The sequence below is a fragment of the Delftia sp. JD2 genome (assembly GCF_001682645.1).
In the GTDB taxonomy this organism is placed as follows: domain Bacteria; phylum Pseudomonadota; class Gammaproteobacteria; order Burkholderiales; family Burkholderiaceae_C; genus Comamonas; species Comamonas acidovorans.
In genome coordinates this window covers 33,749-49,007 of sequence record NZ_LFJT01000049.1, presented here as the reverse complement: position 1 = coordinate 49,007, position 15,259 = coordinate 33,749, and the positions used below count along the sequence as shown (strand labels likewise).

The 15,259-nt window shown below is 66.2% G+C and carries 16 protein-coding genes and 1 pseudogene; 4 read left to right on the top strand and 13 right to left on the bottom strand.

The annotated features are described in order from the left end of the window. Positions 1–351, bottom strand: a pseudogene (locus ACM14_RS22525) (cobyrinic acid a,c-diamide synthase); the annotation flags it as partial. Positions 352–667: 316 nt separating this feature from the next. Here ACM14_RS22525 and ACM14_RS22520 point away from each other — a divergent pair. The 3 genes from ACM14_RS22520 (at position 668) to ACM14_RS22510 (ending at position 2,521) form a co-directional block, all read left to right on the top strand. Then, a complete protein-coding gene (locus ACM14_RS22520) occupies positions 668–877 on the top strand; it encodes a hypothetical protein (RefSeq protein ID WP_012204637.1) in 210 nt (69 codons plus the stop codon). A 33-nt stretch (positions 878–910) separates the two neighbouring features. After that, a complete protein-coding gene (locus tag ACM14_RS22515) occupies positions 911–1,312 on the top strand; it encodes a cell division protein ZapA (protein ID WP_065347347.1) in 402 nt (133 codons plus the stop codon). A gap of 390 nt (positions 1,313–1,702) precedes the next feature. After that, positions 1,703–2,521, top strand: a complete 819-nt coding sequence (locus ACM14_RS22510) for a sulfite exporter TauE/SafE family protein (protein WP_012204635.1) — start codon at positions 1,703–1,705, stop codon at positions 2,519–2,521. Here the strand turns inward: ACM14_RS22510 and ACM14_RS22505 are convergent. The 4 genes from ACM14_RS22505 to hemN all read right to left on the bottom strand — a co-directional run bounded on the left by ACM14_RS22505 (position 2,485) and on the right by hemN (position 8,488). Further along, positions 2,485–4,971 (bottom strand): bifunctional diguanylate cyclase/phosphodiesterase, encoded by a 2,487-nt coding sequence (locus tag ACM14_RS22505; RefSeq protein ID WP_013803222.1) that lies wholly within the window; start codon positions 4,969–4,971, stop codon positions 2,485–2,487. The genes ACM14_RS22510 and ACM14_RS22505 overlap by 37 nt on opposite strands. Continuing rightward, positions 4,968–6,314: an HD-GYP domain-containing protein gene (locus tag ACM14_RS22500; RefSeq protein WP_071954957.1), complete on the bottom strand. Its 1,347-nt coding sequence runs from the start codon at positions 6,312–6,314 to the stop codon at positions 4,968–4,970. Before ACM14_RS22500 ends, ACM14_RS22505 begins: the two co-directional genes overlap by 4 nt. A 69-nt stretch (positions 6,315–6,383) precedes the next feature. Next, positions 6,384–7,100, bottom strand: coding sequence for a sulfite exporter TauE/SafE family protein (locus ACM14_RS22495; protein ID WP_012204632.1), 717 nt, complete (start codon positions 7,098–7,100; stop codon positions 6,384–6,386). 5 nt (positions 7,101–7,105) lie between these two features. Then, positions 7,106–8,488 (bottom strand): oxygen-independent coproporphyrinogen III oxidase, encoded by a 1,383-nt coding sequence (hemN, locus tag ACM14_RS22490; protein WP_034391810.1) that lies wholly within the window; start codon positions 8,486–8,488, stop codon positions 7,106–7,108. A 162-nt stretch (positions 8,489–8,650) separates the two neighbouring features. Between hemN and fnr the strand changes: the two genes are divergently transcribed. Then, complete coding sequence (gene fnr / locus ACM14_RS22485; protein WP_034391808.1) at positions 8,651–9,370, top strand: fumarate/nitrate reduction transcriptional regulator Fnr; 720 nt, start codon at positions 8,651–8,653, stop codon at positions 9,368–9,370. An 81-nt stretch (positions 9,371–9,451) separates the two neighbouring features. On the opposite strand, the gene ACM14_RS22480 is transcribed toward fnr, so the two are convergent. The 8 genes from ACM14_RS22480 to ccoS all read right to left on the bottom strand — a co-directional run bounded on the left by ACM14_RS22480 (position 9,452) and on the right by ccoS (position 15,212). Further along, positions 9,452–9,739, bottom strand: coding sequence for a hypothetical protein (locus tag ACM14_RS22480; protein WP_013803226.1), 288 nt, complete (start codon positions 9,737–9,739; stop codon positions 9,452–9,454). Positions 9,740–9,918: 179 nt separating this feature from the next. Then, on the bottom strand, positions 9,919–10,239 hold the full coding sequence (locus ACM14_RS22475; protein ID WP_065347346.1) for a FixH family protein: 321 nt from the start codon (positions 10,237–10,239) through the stop codon (positions 9,919–9,921). 57 nt (positions 10,240–10,296) lie between these two features. Next, complete coding sequence (gene ccoG, locus ACM14_RS22470; protein WP_065347345.1) at positions 10,297–11,751, bottom strand: cytochrome c oxidase accessory protein CcoG; 1,455 nt, start codon at positions 11,749–11,751, stop codon at positions 10,297–10,299. A gap of 77 nt (positions 11,752–11,828) precedes the next feature. Continuing rightward, positions 11,829–12,746: a cytochrome-c oxidase, cbb3-type subunit III gene (ccoP, locus tag ACM14_RS22465; RefSeq protein ID WP_012204626.1), complete on the bottom strand. Its 918-nt coding sequence runs from the start codon at positions 12,744–12,746 to the stop codon at positions 11,829–11,831. Between the two features lie 27 nt (positions 12,747–12,773). Continuing rightward, complete coding sequence (locus ACM14_RS22460) at positions 12,774–12,911, bottom strand: cbb3-type cytochrome c oxidase subunit 3 (RefSeq protein ID WP_012204625.1); 138 nt, start codon at positions 12,909–12,911, stop codon at positions 12,774–12,776. Positions 12,912–12,922: 11 nt separating this feature from the next. Further along, positions 12,923–13,555, bottom strand: a complete 633-nt coding sequence (gene ccoO / locus ACM14_RS22455) for a cytochrome-c oxidase, cbb3-type subunit II (RefSeq protein WP_012204624.1) — start codon at positions 13,553–13,555, stop codon at positions 12,923–12,925. Positions 13,556–13,574: 19 nt separating this feature from the next. Further along, positions 13,575–15,011, bottom strand: coding sequence for a cytochrome-c oxidase, cbb3-type subunit I (gene ccoN / locus ACM14_RS22450; protein ID WP_063326627.1), 1,437 nt, complete (start codon positions 15,009–15,011; stop codon positions 13,575–13,577). 63 nt (positions 15,012–15,074) lie between these two features. Next, positions 15,075–15,212, bottom strand: a complete 138-nt coding sequence (gene ccoS / locus ACM14_RS22445) for a cbb3-type cytochrome oxidase assembly protein CcoS (protein WP_013803228.1) — start codon at positions 15,210–15,212, stop codon at positions 15,075–15,077. Positions 15,213–15,259: the final 47 nt, after the last annotated feature.

Here is a 15,259-nt window from a genome sequence, read left to right as displayed (position 1 = left end):
GCCCAGCCGCTCGGCCACATCGGCCGCGCAGGGCGTGCCGTCGAACAGGCCCATGACGCCTTCCACCAGGATGAGGTCGGCCTCGCAGGCGGCGGCGTGCAGGCGCGCACGCATGTCGGCCTCGCCCGTCATCCACAGATCGACGCTGTGCACGGGCGCGCCGCTGGCCAGCTCGTGCCAGTGCGGGTCCAGGAAGTCAGGGCCGCACTTGAACACGCGCACGCGGCGCCCCTGGCGCGCATGCAGCCGCGCCAGTGCAGCCGTCAGCGTGGTCTTGCCCTGGCCCGAGGCCGTGGAAGTGATCAGCAGCGCCGGGCAGCGTGCCCCGCCCCGGCCAAGGTCAATATTCATGTGTATTTGTTTGCTCCGTGCGACGCTGCCTGGAACCGGCCGCTCCGCCAACGCGGCGCATTGTAGTGCGCACCCCCGCCGTATCCGCACCCGACCCGCACCGCGCCCGCAACCAATGCTTACGCATTACACCCCGCCGAAGCAGACGCGTCCTACACATGGCGCTACGATTTTGTGAGACAGTCTGCCGCCTGCGCTCGAATACCTGAGCACGGCGCTGACGTCAAGCCTTCTAAGCCCCCCTGCTATCAGGTTTCCTCGGATACTTCCACGGAATGCGCTCACTTCGTTCGCACGTCCTACAATCTCAGCGTCTATGACCTCCCAGACTTCCCTCGACCACATTGCAGAGCGCGTGGAGCGCCTGCTGGTTCGCCACGAGGAACTGCAACGCACGAATGCGCTACTCGCCGAACAGGTGGCGGCCCTGACCCAGGAGCGTGATTCGCTGCGCTCGCGGCTCAACGCCGCACGGGCCCGCGTCGATGCCCTGATCGAGCGCCTGCCCTCCAACCAGGGGGCTTGACCCCCTTCGCAACCGCCGACGTCCCGAACGCCCATGAAGCAGATCGAAGTGCAAATCCTGCAGCAAAGCTATGTGCTGACCTGCCCCGATGGCCAGGAAGAGCGTCTGCTCGAGGCCGTGCGCCGTGTGGACACGGCCATGACCCGGATCCGCGACAGCGGCAAGGTCCGCTCGCGCGAGCGCGTGGCCGTGCTGTCCGCGCTGAACATGGCCTTCGACGTGCTGGACCGCGAAGCGCAGGAAAGCGCCATGGCCACGGCCCAGGCCGAAATGCAGTCCCTGCATGACGAGGTCACCTCACAGCATGCCGCCCAGTCCCTGCCGCCCGAGCCCAGCCCCGAAGAACTGGCCGAGCGCCAGCGCCAGCAGGCCCTTGCCGAGCAACTGGTGCTGCGCCTGGACCAGGCCCTGGAAGGCGATGCACGGCTGCTCTGAGCCGCAGCACTCCCCGTCCATCCAACGGCCTCTTCGGAGGCCGTTTTCATGGCATCGGCCATGTCAATGGAAAGCCCATGCCGTTCAAAGAACTTGATTGCGGGCCTGCCCAATCGCCGTAGAATGGAGGCGTCTGCAAACCCGCCGGGCTTTATAGTTCCTTGGACCAATGCTCTATGAGCCCGGGCTTGGTACATTGCCATTCGAGCGTGATCGTCTCGCGTTAGATGAACCCAACGTCTGGCTGCCCTTGCCCCCCTGAACCCCGGTTCAGGATGACGGCCCGGTGGTCTTTGCAGACACCTGATTCCAACCCGGCGCACCTCCACGGTGCGCCGGGTTTTTTGTTGCCCGCCCCTCCCCGCCCATCCACTACCGACCTTCTGCCGCATGCCTGACCTGCTGTTTCTCGAACTGGCCCTGCTGGGCCTGTGCTCCGGTTTCCTGGCCGGCCTGCTGGGAGTGGGCGGCGGCATGGTGCTCGTGCCGTTTCTGACCTACTTCCTCGACAAGCGCGGGGTCGGCCCCGACCTGTCCGTGAAGATGGCGATCGCCACGGCCATGGCCACCATCGTGTTCACCTCGATCTCCAGCCTGCGCGCCCACCATGGGCGCGGCGCCGTGCGCTGGGACATCGTGCGCAGTCTGGCGCCGGGCATCATCACGGGCGGCCTGCTCGCCAGCCTGGGCGTTTTCGCGCTGCTGCGCGGCAAGTACTTGGCACTGTTCTTTGGCGTGTTCATCGGCTACATGGCGCTGCGCATGCTGCGCAGCAACAGCCAGCCCACGGCCACGCGCGCCCTGCCGGGGCCGCTGGGGCTGTACGGCGCGGGTACGGGCCTGGGCTTCATCTCGGGGCTGGTGGGTGCGGGCGGGGCTTTCATCAGCGTGCCCTTCATGATGCGCTGCTCGGTGCCCATGCACATGGCCGTGGGCACCAGCGCGGCGCTGGGGTTTCCGATTGCCGTGGTGAATGCGGCGGGCCTGATCTTCACCGGCGCGGGCGACGCCGGGCGCCCCGAATACTCGCTGGGCTACCTGTGGCTGCCGGCCCTGCTGGCCCTGGCCTGCTGCAGCGTGCTGACGGCACCGCTGGGGGCACGGGCCGCGCACCGGCTGCCCGTGGGCCAGCTCAAGCGCATCTTTGCCACGCTGCTGTTCGGCCTGGCGGCCTACATGCTCTGGAAGGGCTTGAGCGCAGGCAGCTGAGCGCTCGCGGCCTGGGCCATTCTCTGCCGGTAGGCGATGGCGCCAATGCCGGCGCGCTGCGCCTGCAGGCATTCGCCGAACTGCTCGCGCGGCAGGCCCGGGGCACACAGGAAGCCCTGGAAGTAGTGGCCCTGCATGCGGTGGATGGCCGTCAGCTGCTCGTGCGTTTCCACGCCCTCGGCCACGATCTCCACGCCCAGCGCCAGCCCCAGGCTGATGATGGCGCCGACGATGGCCTGGTCGCCCTCGTCGCTGGGCAGGCCGCGCACGAAGCTCTGGTCGATCTTGATCTTGGAGATGGGCAGCTTCTTCAGGTAGGCCAGGTTGGAGTAGCCGGTGCCGAAGTCGTCAATCACCATGCCCACGCCCAGATCGGCGATCTGGCATACGCGCAGCGCCATGTCCTGGGCGTCCTGCAGCAAGATGCTTTCCGTCAGCTCCAGCTCCAGCAGCTGGGGTGTCAGGCCGTAGCTGCGCAGCAGCTCGGTCACCCGCTCGACAAAACCTGACTGGCGGAACTCCAGCGCCGACACGTTGACCGAGACCTTGATGGGCATGCCCTGCTGCTGCCAGCGTGCAGCCTCCTGCACGGCCTGCTCCATGACCCAGGCGCCCAGCGTGACGATGTAGCCCGACTCCTCGGCCAGCGGGATGAAGACACCCGGCGAGACCACGCCGAATTCGGGATCGGTCCAGCGCAGCAGCGCCTCGGCGGCGACGATGCGGTCGCTGTCTATGTGCACCTGCGGCTGGAAGTAGACCGCCATGCGGCCATGCTCCAGCGCCTGGCGCATGGCGTGCTCCAGCTTCATGCGCGACAGCAGGCCGGCGCTCATCTGCGGCTGGTAGAAGCTGAAATGGCCCCGGCCCCGCTCCTTGACGCGGTACATGGCGGTGTCGGCCTGGCGGATCAGCTCATCCAGCGTGAGGCCATCGGCCGGGTACTGGGCCACGCCGATGCTGCACTGCACGGAGAAACCCAGGCCGTCGAGCAGGAAGGGGCGCTCCATCTCCTGCAGGATGCGCTTGGCCACCGACGCGGCCAGCTCGGCGTTGCAGCCCTGCAGATAGAGCACGAACTCGTCGCCACCCAGGCGGCACAGGATGTCCACGGGCCGCATGCAGTCGCTCAGGCGCTGCGCGACCAGCTTGAGCACGCGGTCGCCGAACTGGTGGCCCAGCGAGTCGTTGATGATCTTGAAGCGGTCCAGGTCGATGAACAGGATGCTGAACACCGTGCCGCCTGCGCGCGCGGCCTCGATGGCTGCATCCACGCGCTCCGTGAGGTTCAGGCGGTTGGGCAGGCCGGTGAGCGCGTCGCTGTAGGCCAGCTGTTCAATGCGCTGCTGGGCCACGCGCTGCTGCGTGAGGTCGCGCATGAAGCCGATGCTCTGCACCACGTCGCCCTGCGCGTTGCGCAGCGGCACCCAGGACAGGCGCACGGCGCAGCGCGCGCCGCCGGCCTGGCGCAGCCACAGGTCGCCCTCCCAGAAGCCGCCCTGGTGCCACTGGATGCGGGCCAGGTCGCCCAGGGTGTCGGCCTGGCCTTCGGAGGCCTCGAACAGCGACTCCACCGTGCGCCCCTGCACGGGCATGCCGCCCAGCAGGCGTTCGCAGGCCGGGTTGGTGCGGGCCACATCCATGTAGCCGTCGGCAATGAAGATGCCGTCCAGGCTGGATTCGAAGACGCGCGCGGCCAGCTCCAGGCCCGCCTGGGTCTGGGCCTCGGCCGTGATGTCGCGAAAGGAAAAGATCCGCCCCATGGGCAGGCCCCGGCGCAGCTGGGGCACGGCGCGGCGCTCCAGGATGCGGCCGTCGCGCAGGTCCAGCACGTCGGCCGCCTCCATCAGGGGCTGGGCCGACAGCAGCTTCAACTGGCGCGCATAGGATTCGGCATCGCGCACCTGGCTGGCCAGGTGGTCGAGGATGGCCACGTCGTTGCGGCGCACCAGCAGCGCCTCGGGAATGCCCCAGAGCGTGGCAAAGCGGTGGTTGAAGGCGCGGATGCGGCCATCGGGATCGCAGACCAGGATGGCGTCGGCCGCGGACTCCAGCGTGGCGCGCAGCTCGCCCAGCAGGCTCTCGAACTCGGCCTCGTGCAAGGCCTGCTCGCGCCGGTCCAGCATGCTGACCAGCAGCACCTCGCCGTCGAGCGCGCGCACGCGCATCTCCACGGGCGCCAGCTGGCCGTCGGCGCGGCGCACCTCGGCAATGAACTGGGCTCCGGCCTGCCAGTTGAAGGGATCGCTCCAGAAAGCCTGCTGCTGCGGCGTGGCGGCCAGCACCTGCACGGGCAGGCCCGGGGCCGCATCGGCCTCATAGCCGGTGACGGATTCGCTGGCGGCGTTGGCGCGCAGCACCTTCAGGGTGCGCGCATCGATCAGCCACAGGGCCTCCTGCAGTGCATCGAGCAGGCGGGGCCAGGCGCGGTTGAGCGCTTGCTTGTTCAAGACGCCACCTTCGGTGGATCCAACTCCACCGCCCGTTCAAAGTAATAGCAGACACGCCGGCGCGGCGACAGGTAGTCCAGCGCATCGCGCGGCAGTTGCGCGGGCGCCACTCCCCGGCGTATGCCCAGCTCGGGAAACAGCTCCAGCGCCAGCACGGGCGCCTGCGCGGCCGGCACGCCGGCATCGTGCACCATCACCGAGGGCTTGAGCGGGCGTGATGCATTCACGGACATGACCATGGCATGGCGCCCATCGGTCAGCTCCACCACCGAGCCCGGGGGGAACACACCCATCATGCGGATGAAGCCATTGAGCACGGGCGCGGCGAACTTGTCGCGCAGCCGACTGAACAGCATGGACAGGGCCTCGTGCGGCGTATGCGGCGTCTGTGCATCGCCGGGATTGCACAGGCGGTCGTAGCTGTTGACCAGGGCCAGGATCTGGCCCGTGAGTTCCATGTCTTCGGCCACCAGGCTCAGCGGGAACCCCGTGCCGTCGGCCCATTCATGGTGCTGGGCGATGGCCGTGGTGACCTGGGCCGACAGGCCCATGCGCATGGCAATGGCCACGGATTCGCCCACATGGCGCTCGTAGCGCTCGCGCAGGGCGTCGGGCACGGAAGGCTCCAGCGCCAGGCCGTGCATGCCTTCGACACCGGCCACGGGCTTGCCCGCGTCATGCAGCAGCGCCGCCAGACCCAGGTCGCGCAGCAGCGATTCCTGCAAGCCCAGGGCCCGGCCCAGCAGCAGGCTGAGCACGGTCACGTTGACGGCATGCACGCTCTGGCTGCTGCCCACGCCATCGGACAGCAGGTGAATGGCCACGTCCTGCGGGCCCGCCAGTTCGGCCAGGCAGCCATCGACCAGGGCCTCGGTGGGCATGCGCGCCTGCTCGGGCGCGCTGGCGATGGTGGTCTCTATGGCCACATAGCCGCGCTCAACCTTCTGAAAGCGCGCATTGCAGTCCTCCAGCCGGCCGCGCCAGTCGGGCACGGACAGCAGCAGCGGTGCTGGCGCAGGTTCGGTGGGTGCAGGCTCGGGGGCCACCACGACGGGCGGCAGCTCCTGCGGCGGCGGGGTGCGCACCTCGGCGGGCCAGGTGTCGCTTTTGTGCGGGACACAGCGTACCACCTCCAGGCCCAGGGATTTCAGGGTCTGGATCTGTGCGCTGGAGGTGATCTTGAAGCTGCTGACCGGAAAGGGATGGTTCAGCCACCCAACATCGAGCTGGACAAACATGCCCGGACGGAGGTCTCGGATATCGATGAGGACGGAATGGTTCACGCGCGGCAACGGCCCCGAGGCTGAAGGAATCGGCAATATGTAAGCCGATGATTCGGGCATTATCTCCAGTTCTGAGGGCCTCGCAGCCAATCCGCGACCCCAGGTGCCAAGTCTGGCCTCAGCTGTTGCTCAACGGCACCAGAGGCTGGGCTTGTAGATCAGGTCCATCCACAGCGCCCAGACGGCCACGCCCACCAGCATCAGGCCGGCCAGGCGCGTGCCCCATTCGGCGCGCAGGCCGTTCAGGCGCTGCCGGCCCAGCCGCCACAGCCAGGGGCCGGCCACCAGCCACAGGCCGCTGCCCACGCCAAAGGCCGCCATGGCCAGCGCGCCCTGCAACGGGCCGCCGCTGAGCGCGGCGACCAGCACGGCCGAATACAGCAGTCCGCAAGGCATGAGCGCCCAGGCATAGCCTGCCGCCAGCGTGCCGCCCGGCGCCGACACCCAGGGCTGCACGCGCCGCCAGGCGGCGCGGCCAGCAGACTCCAGCCAGGCGGGCTGGCGGGCCTGCACCATCATGGCCAGGCCCCAGGCCATCACGGCGACATGGGTCAGTGTCCAGAACGGCTGCAGCGCCGTGGTCTGGCTGGTGAGCCAGGACAGGCTCTCCATGGCCAGGGCCGAGGCAGCGCCCAGGCTGGCATAGCCGGCCAGACGGCCGCCGTGGAACAGCGCCGTGCGCAGCCACAGCCGGCTTTGCAATCCATGCACGGCCACCACCTGCGAGCCGCCGCCCTGCCCCGCCCCGCCCGTGACCACGCCGCAGGGCGCAGCGCACATGGCAAGGCAATGGGGCCCGCCGACGAGCCCCATGATCAAAGCGGTCCAGAGCAGCGACAAGAGCATGGGGCCTAGATGATCCTCGAAAACCGCGCCCGGTTCTTGTCCGCCTGCAGATATCGGTCAAACAGCATGGCCACGCCGCGCACGAAGTACCAGCCCATGGGCGTGACCTGGAAGCCCTCGTCGCTGATCTGCACCAGGCCCTTGGCCTGCAGGTCCTCCAGGGCCGCCATCTCGGGCGCGAAGTACTCGCGAAAGCCCAGCAGCCAGGCCTGCTCCATGGGCTCGAACAGCACGGCGCCCTGACACATGATGGCCATGATGACGGCGCGGCGCACCAGGTCGTCGCGCGACAGCGCCAGGCCCCGCACCACGGGCAGGTGGCTGGCGTCGATGGCGTCGTAGTACTCCTCCAGCGTCTTGGCGTTCTGGCTGTAGCTGGCGCCCACCTTGCCGATGGCCGACACGCCCAGCGCAATCAGGTCGCAGTCGGGCTGAGTGCTGTAGCCCTGGAAATTGCGGTGCAGCCGGCCCTGGCGCTTGGCCACGGCCAGCGAGTCCTCGGGAAGGGCGAAGTGGTCCATGCCCACATAGACATAGCCACCGTCCATGAACGCGGCGATGGAACGCGACAGCATGGCCAGCTTGTCGGCCCCCTGGGGCAGATCCTCGGCCGCAATGCGCCGCTGCGGCTTGAAGCGCTCGGGCAGGTGGGCATAGGCATAGAGCGCGATGCGGTCGGGCCGCAGCGCGTTGACCTGGGCCAGCGTGCGCTCGAAGGATTCGGGCGTCTGCTTGGGCAGGCCGTAGATCAGGTCCACGTTGATGGAGGCAAAGCCCAGCTGCCGCGCGGCCGCCACCAGCTCGAACACCTGCTCTGCCGGCTGCACGCGGTGCACGGCGATCTGCACCTGCTCGTCGAAGTCCTGCACACCGAAGCTCAGGCGGTTGAAGCCCAGCTCCTTGAGCACGGCCAGGCGCTCGACGCTGACGGTGCGCGGATCGACCTCGATGGAGTACTCGCCACCCGGCTCCAGCTTGAAATGCTCGCGCAACAGGCCCATCAGCGTGCGCAGCTCGTCGTCGGAGAAGAAGGTGGGCGTGCCGCCGCCCAGGTGCAGCTGGCTGACGGTCTGGCCCTTGCCGCAATGGGCCGTGTGCAAGGCCATCTCGCGCGCCAGGTAGTCCAGGTAGACGGCGGCGCGATCGTGGTGGCGCGTCACGATCTTGTTGCAGGCGCAGTAGTAGCAAAGCGACTCGCAAAAGGGCACGTGCACATACAGCGACAAAGGCATGGCACGCGCTGCGGTACTCGATTTGCGTTGTTGCAGCGCCAGGATATAGTCCTCTGCACCAAAGGCCTCGACAAAGCGGTCGGCGGTAGGGAACGAGGTGTATCGGGGCCCCGGTACGTCAAAGCGACGCAGCAGCTCTGGGGTGACAGCGGTCATGGGTTTTTTCCTCTAATACCTCGACTGTGCCGCAGCACATCGGTCATGTCCTTGACTCACATCAAGAGTTGTTTGAGGGACTGCTGCGACAATTTGATCCAACTCATCGCAATCCACGAGGTCACCGCCGGCACGCTGTGTGCCGCTGATGTTTATCACTCCATGAACCTTCAGACCATCAAAGCCTCCTGCTCCAACTGCAACCTGCGCGAACTGTGCATGCCCATGGGCCTGGATGCCGAGCAGATGCAGCGCATCGACGACATCGTGGCCACGCGCCGCAAGGTCAAGCGCGGAGGCCTGCTGTTTCGCAACGGCGAGACATTCACCTCGCTGTACGCCATCCGCACCGGCTTCTTCAAGACCTGCGTGGCCACCGAGGACGGACGCGACCAGGTCACAGGCTTTCAGATGGCCGGCGAGATCATCGGCCTGGACGGCATCGTCAACGACCACCACACCTGCGATGCCGTCGCACTGGAAGACGCCGAAGTCTGCGTCATGCCCTTCGACAAGCTGGAAGACCTGTCGCGCGAGGTCACGGCCCTGCAAAACCATGTGCACAAGGTCATGAGCCGCGAGATCGTGCGCGAGCACGGCGTGATGCTGCTGCTGGGCAGCATGCGCGCCGAGGAGCGCCTGGCCGCCTTCGTGCTCAACCTGGTGCAGCGCCTGCATGCGCGGGGCTTTTCCAAGTCGGAACTGGTGCTGCGCATGACGCGCGAGGAAATCGGCAGCTACCTGGGCCTGAAGCTGGAGACGGTGAGCCGCACCTTCTCCAAGTTCGCGGACGACAACATCATCGAGGTGCGCCAGCGCCATCTGCGCATCCTGGACACGGAGGCGCTCAAGCGCATCGTCAACAGCCAGCAGTGCCAGTGAGGCTGCAGGGGCGGCAAGCATTCATCCGCCAATGAACAAGGCCCGCGACAGCGGGCCTTGTTCATTGCGGCGGGCTCTCGCTCAGTCCCGCCCCAGCCCCTGCATGGCCAGATCCGGGTCGGGCTCGGAGACCACGCCGTCATTGAGATCGCGGGCCGAGCGGCCCAGCATGGTGGTCATCAGGCTGGAGAGCATGGTCACGCCCCAGAAGGCGAAGAAGGCCAGCGTGTAGATGCCCTGGCGCGACCAGCCCAGGTCGCCGAGCCAATGCAGCTCCAGCGGGTCCACAAAGGCAAAAACCAGCATCTCCATCACGGCGGCTGCCAGAAAGGCAGGCCAGGCAATCCACATCCAGCGTTGGGCCAACATCAGCGATCTCCTTGTGCTGTCGAGGGGTCGCCTTCATTGTGCGCCGCGCCAACGCATGGCGCCAAGCCCCGCAGCGCCCTGCACGCCTGTAGGAAACCCTCACCCGTCGCGCATGCCGGAGATGCGATCCGCCATGCAAAAAGGCCACGACTGCGGCCTGTTGCAGGAGTGCACGGCGATCAGCGGTCCGTGGGGTGATCGTGCGCGGGCGTGGCCGCATGGTTGCGGCCGGTGACGGCGGGCGCCATGCTCTTGGGCACTTCGCGCACGCCATCGGCACGCTCGTTGATCGTGATGCCGTTGCGGTAGTAGTCGGGGTCGATCACGGGATCGGCGCCATTGATGGCGATGATGGCCGTGATCACGGCAGCGACCACCACGGCCGCCGGGCCGGCCACCACCAGCCAGACATGGCCGAACTTCCACCAGGGCTTGCCGGCGTCGGGGTGCGAGGGAGCCTGCGCGGGCGCGGGCGCGGACACTGCGGGACTGGAAGACATGGGAAACCTCTTTCTTTCAGGCGGCAGGCGCGGACCGTGCCGCGCCTGCCAGGAACATCACCGGGGCACCAGGAAGACGGCCTTTTCGGACGCGCGTCCCGCGCCTGAATGCACGGCATCGATATCGAAGAATACGGTGTGCGAGCCCGGCTCGGCCGAACCGTAGGGAATCTGCAGGCGCGCCGCAATGCCGCGCGTCTCGGCCGGGCCGACCTCGACTTCCTGCTCGGACGCCAGCTCCAGCCCATCGAGGCCATGGGCGCTGATGCGGTAGCGCTGGGCCTGCTCGGTGGCATTCATGATCTGCAGGCGGTAGACATTCTCCAGCTTGCCGCCCGCCACGATGCGCGACAGCGAGGCGCGGTCGCGGATCACGTCCACCTTGACCGACTGGCGCAGCGCCAGGCTCACGATCATGGCCACGCTCAAGCCGATCAGCACGGACGAGTAGATCAGCACGCGCGGACGGAAGATGCGGCGCAGCACCTGGGCACGCCGCCACAGGCCGGCCATGGCGTTCTGCGTGGTCAGGCGGATCAGGCCGCGCGGGTACTCCATCTTGTCCATGATGGAATTGCAGGCGTCTATGCACAGGCCGCAGCCAATGCATTCGTATTGCAGACCGTTGCGGATGTCGATGCCCACGGGGCAGACCTGCACGCACATCTTGCAGTCGATGCAGTCGCCCAGGCCCTGGGCCTTGTAGTCCACCTTCTTGGTGCGCGGCGCACGCGGCTCGCCCCGGCCCGTGTCGTAGCTGACGATCATGGTGTCCCGGTCGAACATGGCGCTCTGAAAGCGCGCATAGGGGCACATGTACTTGCAGACCTGCTCGCGCATGTAGCCCGCGTTGCCATAGGTGGCAAAGCCGTAGAACAGCACCCAGAACATCTGCCAGCTGCCCTGCAGCGCCAGCAGCTCGCCGCCCAGCTCGCGGATGGGCACGAAGTAGCCCACGAAGGTGAAGCCGGTCCACAGCGCAATGGCGATCCACAGCAACTGCTTGAGCGACTTCTTCCAGGCCTTCTCGAAGGTCCAACCGTTCTTGTCCAGCCGCATGCGCGCGCTGCGGTCGCCTTCGACCTTGCGCTCCACCCACATGAAGATCTCGGTGTAGACCGTCTGCGGGCACGAGAAGCCGCACCACAGGCGCCCGGCCACGGCCGTGAACAGGAACAATGCCAGCGCCGAGATGATCAGCAGGCCCGCCAGGTAGATGAAGTCCTGCGGGTACAGCACCAGCCCGAAGAGATAGAAGCGCCGCGTTCCGAGGTCGAACAGCACCATCTGGCGCTGGCCCCACTCCAGCCAGGGCAGGCCGTAGAAAACCAGTTGGGTGAGAAACACCAGGGCCCATCGCCAGCGTGCGAAGACACCGCTGATGGAGCGCGGGTAGACCTTCTTTTCCGACTCGAACATCGACACCAGCTCGCCCGGATCAGGCGTGGCCGGCGTGATCGGAATGACTTTGCGGGGAGGCTTCCCGGTGTCATCCCCGCTCTCGGGCTTCATGGTGGGTTCCTTTGTTTTTTTGAAATATCTGAAAACTCAAAACGCAAAAAGGCGGCGCCGCAGCGCCGCCCCTGTGCTTACTGACGGACTGCGCCGTCTTTGTGCGACATGCCCCAGACATAGGAAGCAAGCACCGCGATCTGCGCCTCGGTCAGCTTGTCCTTCTGGGCAGGCATCTCGTTGTGCTTGCCGTTGTTGATCATGGCCGTGATGGCGGCCTCGCCCCAGCCGTGCAGCCAGATGTCATCGGTCAGGTTGGGCGCGCCCAGGGCCTGGTTGCCCTTGCCGTCCATGCCGTGGCAGGCAGCGCAGGCCGTGAACTTGGACTTGCCCAGCGAAGCCTTGAGCGAGTCGTGCGGGCTGCCCGACAGGCTCAGCACATAGTGCGAGAGGTTGCGCACATCGTCGGGCGTGCCGACGGCAGCGGCCATGGGCGGCATGATGCCGATGCGGCCGCCCGTGATGGTTTCCCTGATCTTCTCGGGCGTGCCGCCATGCAGCCAGTCGCCATCGGTCAGGTTGGGGAAGCTCTTGCCGCCGCGTGCATCCGAGCCGTGGCACTGTGCGCAGTTGTTCATGAACAGGCGCTCGCCGATGGCCATGGCCTGGGGATCCTTGGCCATGTCTTCGGTGCTCATGCTCGTGAACTTGGCGTACAGCGGCTCCAGGTCCGCGCGGGCCTTGGCCATCTCGTTTTCATAGGCGCCCAGCTGCGTCCAGCCCAGCTTGCCCGCGAACGAGCCCAGGCCCGGATAGGCCGCCAGGTAGGCGAAGCCGAACACCGAGGTGATGATGAACAGCCACATCCACCACTTGGGCATGGGGTTGTTCAGCTCGCGCAGGTCCTCGTCCCAGACGTGGCCCGTGGTGTTGTCGGCCGAGGGGACCACCTTCTTGCGTGCGGTGAGATACAGCAGCAGCAGGCAGCCGATGATGCCGCCCAGCGTGATCGCCGTGACATAGATCGACCAGAAGTTGTTTACGAAATCGCTCATGGGAAGTTCTCGTTCTGGTGGAGGGACTCAGTCTTGCTCGAACGGCAGCTGGGCGGCCTCGTCGAAACGGGCCTGGTTGCGGCGGGCGAACGCCCACCACCAGATGCCGATGAAGCAGGCCAGCGAGGCCAGCGTGGCCACGATGCGCATGGTGGTGATGTCCATGTCGCTCTCCTTTACTTGACCGAACGGCCCAGGACCTGCAGGTAGGCGATGACGGCGTCCATTTCCGTCTTGCCCTTGACCTGCTCGGCAGCGCCGCTGATTTCCTCGTCGCTGTAGGGCACGCCCACCTTGCGCAGCGCGCTCATGTGCTGGGCGACCACGGTGTCATCCACCTTGTTCTTTTCCAGCCAGGTGTAGGCAGGCATGTTGGACTCGGGCACCACGTCGCGCGGGTTGTTCAGGTGGATGCGATGCCATTCGTCGCTGTACTTGCCGCCCACGCGGTGCAGGTCGGGACCCGTGCGCTTGGAACCCCACTGGAAGGGGTGGTCATAGACGAACTCGCCAGCCACCGAGTAGTGGCCGTAGCGCATGGTCTCGGCGCGGAAGGGGCGGATCATCTGCGAGTGGCAGTTGTAGCAGCCCTCGCGCAGATAGACGTCGCGGCCCATCAGCTGCAGCGGCGTGTAGGGCTTGAGGCCAGCCACCGCTTCCGTGGTCGACTTCTGGAAGAACAGCGGAACGATTTCCACCATGCCGCCGACGGCCACCACCAGCAGGGTCAGCACGATCAGCAGGAAATTGTTGGTTTCCACCTTCTCGTGGGAAAAGCTCTTGGGAGCGCTATTGTTGTGATCGGACATGAGTAATGCTCCTAGACGCTCAGGCGTGGGCCACGACGGCAGGCACGGCCACCTTCACCGAACGGCCCGAGATCGCGGTCTTCCAGGTGTTCCACAGCATGACCAGCATGCCGCCCAGGTACAGCAGGCCACCGGCCACGCGGATCACGTAGAACGGATAGCTGGCCTTGACGCTTTCGACGAAGGTGTAGGTCAGCGTGCCATCGGGATTGACGGCGCGCCACATCAGGCCCTGCATCACACCGGCGATCCACATCGCGGCGATGTACAGCACGATGCCGATGGTGGCCATCCAGAAGTGCAGTTCGATGGCGCCCACCGAGTGCATCTTGGTCTTGCCGAACAGGCGCGGGATCAGGTAGTACAGCGAGCCCATGGTGATCAGGCCCACCCAGCCCAGGGCGCCCGAGTGAACGTGGCCCACGGTCCAGTCCGTGTAGTGCGACAGCGCGTTGACGGTCTTGATGGACATCATCGGACCTTCGAACGTGGACATGCCGTAGAACGACAGCGACACGATCAGGAAGCGCAGGATGGGGTCGTCGCGCAGCTTGTGCCATGCGCCCGACAGCGTCATCACGCCGTTGATCATGCCGCCCCAGCTGGGAGCCAGCAGGATCAGCGAGAACACCATGCCCACGGACTGCGTCCAGTCGGGCAGCGCGGTGTAGTGCAGGTGGTGAGGACCCGCCCACATGTAGGTGAAGATCAGCGCCCAGAAGTGGACGATGGACAGGCGGTAGCTGTAGACCGGACGGCCAGCCTGCTTGGGGATGAAGTAATACATCATGCCCAGGAAGCCCGCGGTCAGGAAGAAGCCCACGGCGTTATGGCCGTACCACCACTGCACCATCGCGTCCTGCACGCCGGCGTAGGCCGAGTAGCTCTTCATCCAGCCGGCCGGAATGGCTGCGCTGTTGACGATGTGCAGCAGTGCCACGGCGATGATGAAGGCGCCGAAGAACCAGTTGGCCACGTAGATGTGACGGACCTTGCGGATGCCGATGGTTCCGAAGAACACGATGGCATACGAGACCCAGGTCACGGCGATCAGCAGGTCGATCGGCCACTCCAGCTCGGCGTACTCCTTGCCCTGGGTGTAGCCCAGCGGCAGGCTGATGGCGGCGGCGAGAATGACGATCTGCCAGCCCCAGAATGTCAGGCTGGCCAGCTTGGGCATGAACAGCCGCGTCTGGCAGGTGCGCTGCACCACGTAGTAGCTGGTTGCGAACAGCGCCGATCCGCCAAAGGCAAAGATCACGGCGTTCGTGTGCAGCGGACGCAGGCGTCCGTAGCTCAGCCATGGAATGCCGAAGTTGAGTTCCGGCCAGGCCAGCTGCGAGGCGATCAACACCCCGACAGCCATGCCTACCACCCCCCAGACGACGGCCATGATAGAGAACTGCCTTACGACGGAATCGTCGTAATAGACAGCGTTTTTATTTGAACTATCCATCGTGCACCCCTTAGATTGCTATCAAAGTGTTACGTTCTTCGCTCCCGGGCGTGTTGACCCACGTCAATCGTCCCGAAGAATGCGCTCACCCTCTTGCTCCACACTCTCGAACTGCCCGCGATATACGGCCCACCACAGGGCCGCAAGGATGGCCAGCACCAGCACCACCGACAGCGGGATCAGCAAATACAAAATATCCATGGTCAGTTCCCCGTGGCGCTGACGCGCCACGCCTTGCCCCCAGAACG

Bases quoted from the DNA above. Each gene is read 5' to 3' on its own strand.
- ACM14_RS22475 (WP_065347346.1), bottom strand. From the start codon at position 10,239: ATGTCTTCCAGTCCCGCAGTGTCCGCGCCCGCGCCCGCGCAGGCTCCC.
- ACM14_RS22460 (WP_012204625.1), bottom strand. From the start codon at position 12,911: ATGGACATCACCACCATGCGCATCGTGGCCACGCTGGCCTCGCTGGCC.
- ACM14_RS22480 (WP_013803226.1), bottom strand. From the start codon at position 9,739: ATGTTGGCCCAACGCTGGATGTGGATTGCCTGGCCTGCCTTTCTGGCA.
- ACM14_RS22495 (WP_012204632.1), bottom strand. From the start codon at position 7,100: ATGCTCTTGTCGCTGCTCTGGACCGCTTTGATCATGGGGCTCGTCGGC.
- hemN (WP_034391810.1), bottom strand. From the start codon at position 8,488: ATGACCGCTGTCACCCCAGAGCTGCTGCGTCGCTTTGACGTACCGGGG.
- ACM14_RS22500 (WP_071954957.1), bottom strand. From the start codon at position 6,314: ATGCCCGAATCATCGGCTTACATATTGCCGATTCCTTCAGCCTCGGGG.
- ccoS (WP_013803228.1), bottom strand. From the start codon at position 15,212: ATGGATATTTTGTATTTGCTGATCCCGCTGTCGGTGGTGCTGGTGCTG.
- ACM14_RS22520 (WP_012204637.1), top strand. From the start codon at position 668: ATGACCTCCCAGACTTCCCTCGACCACATTGCAGAGCGCGTGGAGCGC.
- ccoG (WP_065347345.1), bottom strand. From the start codon at position 11,751: ATGAAGCCCGAGAGCGGGGATGACACCGGGAAGCCTCCCCGCAAAGTC.
- ccoO (WP_012204624.1), bottom strand. From the start codon at position 13,555: ATGTCCGATCACAACAATAGCGCTCCCAAGAGCTTTTCCCACGAGAAG.
- ccoN (WP_063326627.1), bottom strand. From the start codon at position 15,011: ATGGATAGTTCAAATAAAAACGCTGTCTATTACGACGATTCCGTCGTA.
- ACM14_RS22510 (WP_012204635.1), top strand. From the start codon at position 1,703: ATGCCTGACCTGCTGTTTCTCGAACTGGCCCTGCTGGGCCTGTGCTCC.
- ACM14_RS22515 (WP_065347347.1), top strand. From the start codon at position 911: ATGAAGCAGATCGAAGTGCAAATCCTGCAGCAAAGCTATGTGCTGACC.
- fnr (WP_034391808.1), top strand. From the start codon at position 8,651: ATGAACCTTCAGACCATCAAAGCCTCCTGCTCCAACTGCAACCTGCGC.
- ccoP (WP_012204626.1), bottom strand. From the start codon at position 12,746: ATGAGCGATTTCGTAAACAACTTCTGGTCGATCTATGTCACGGCGATC.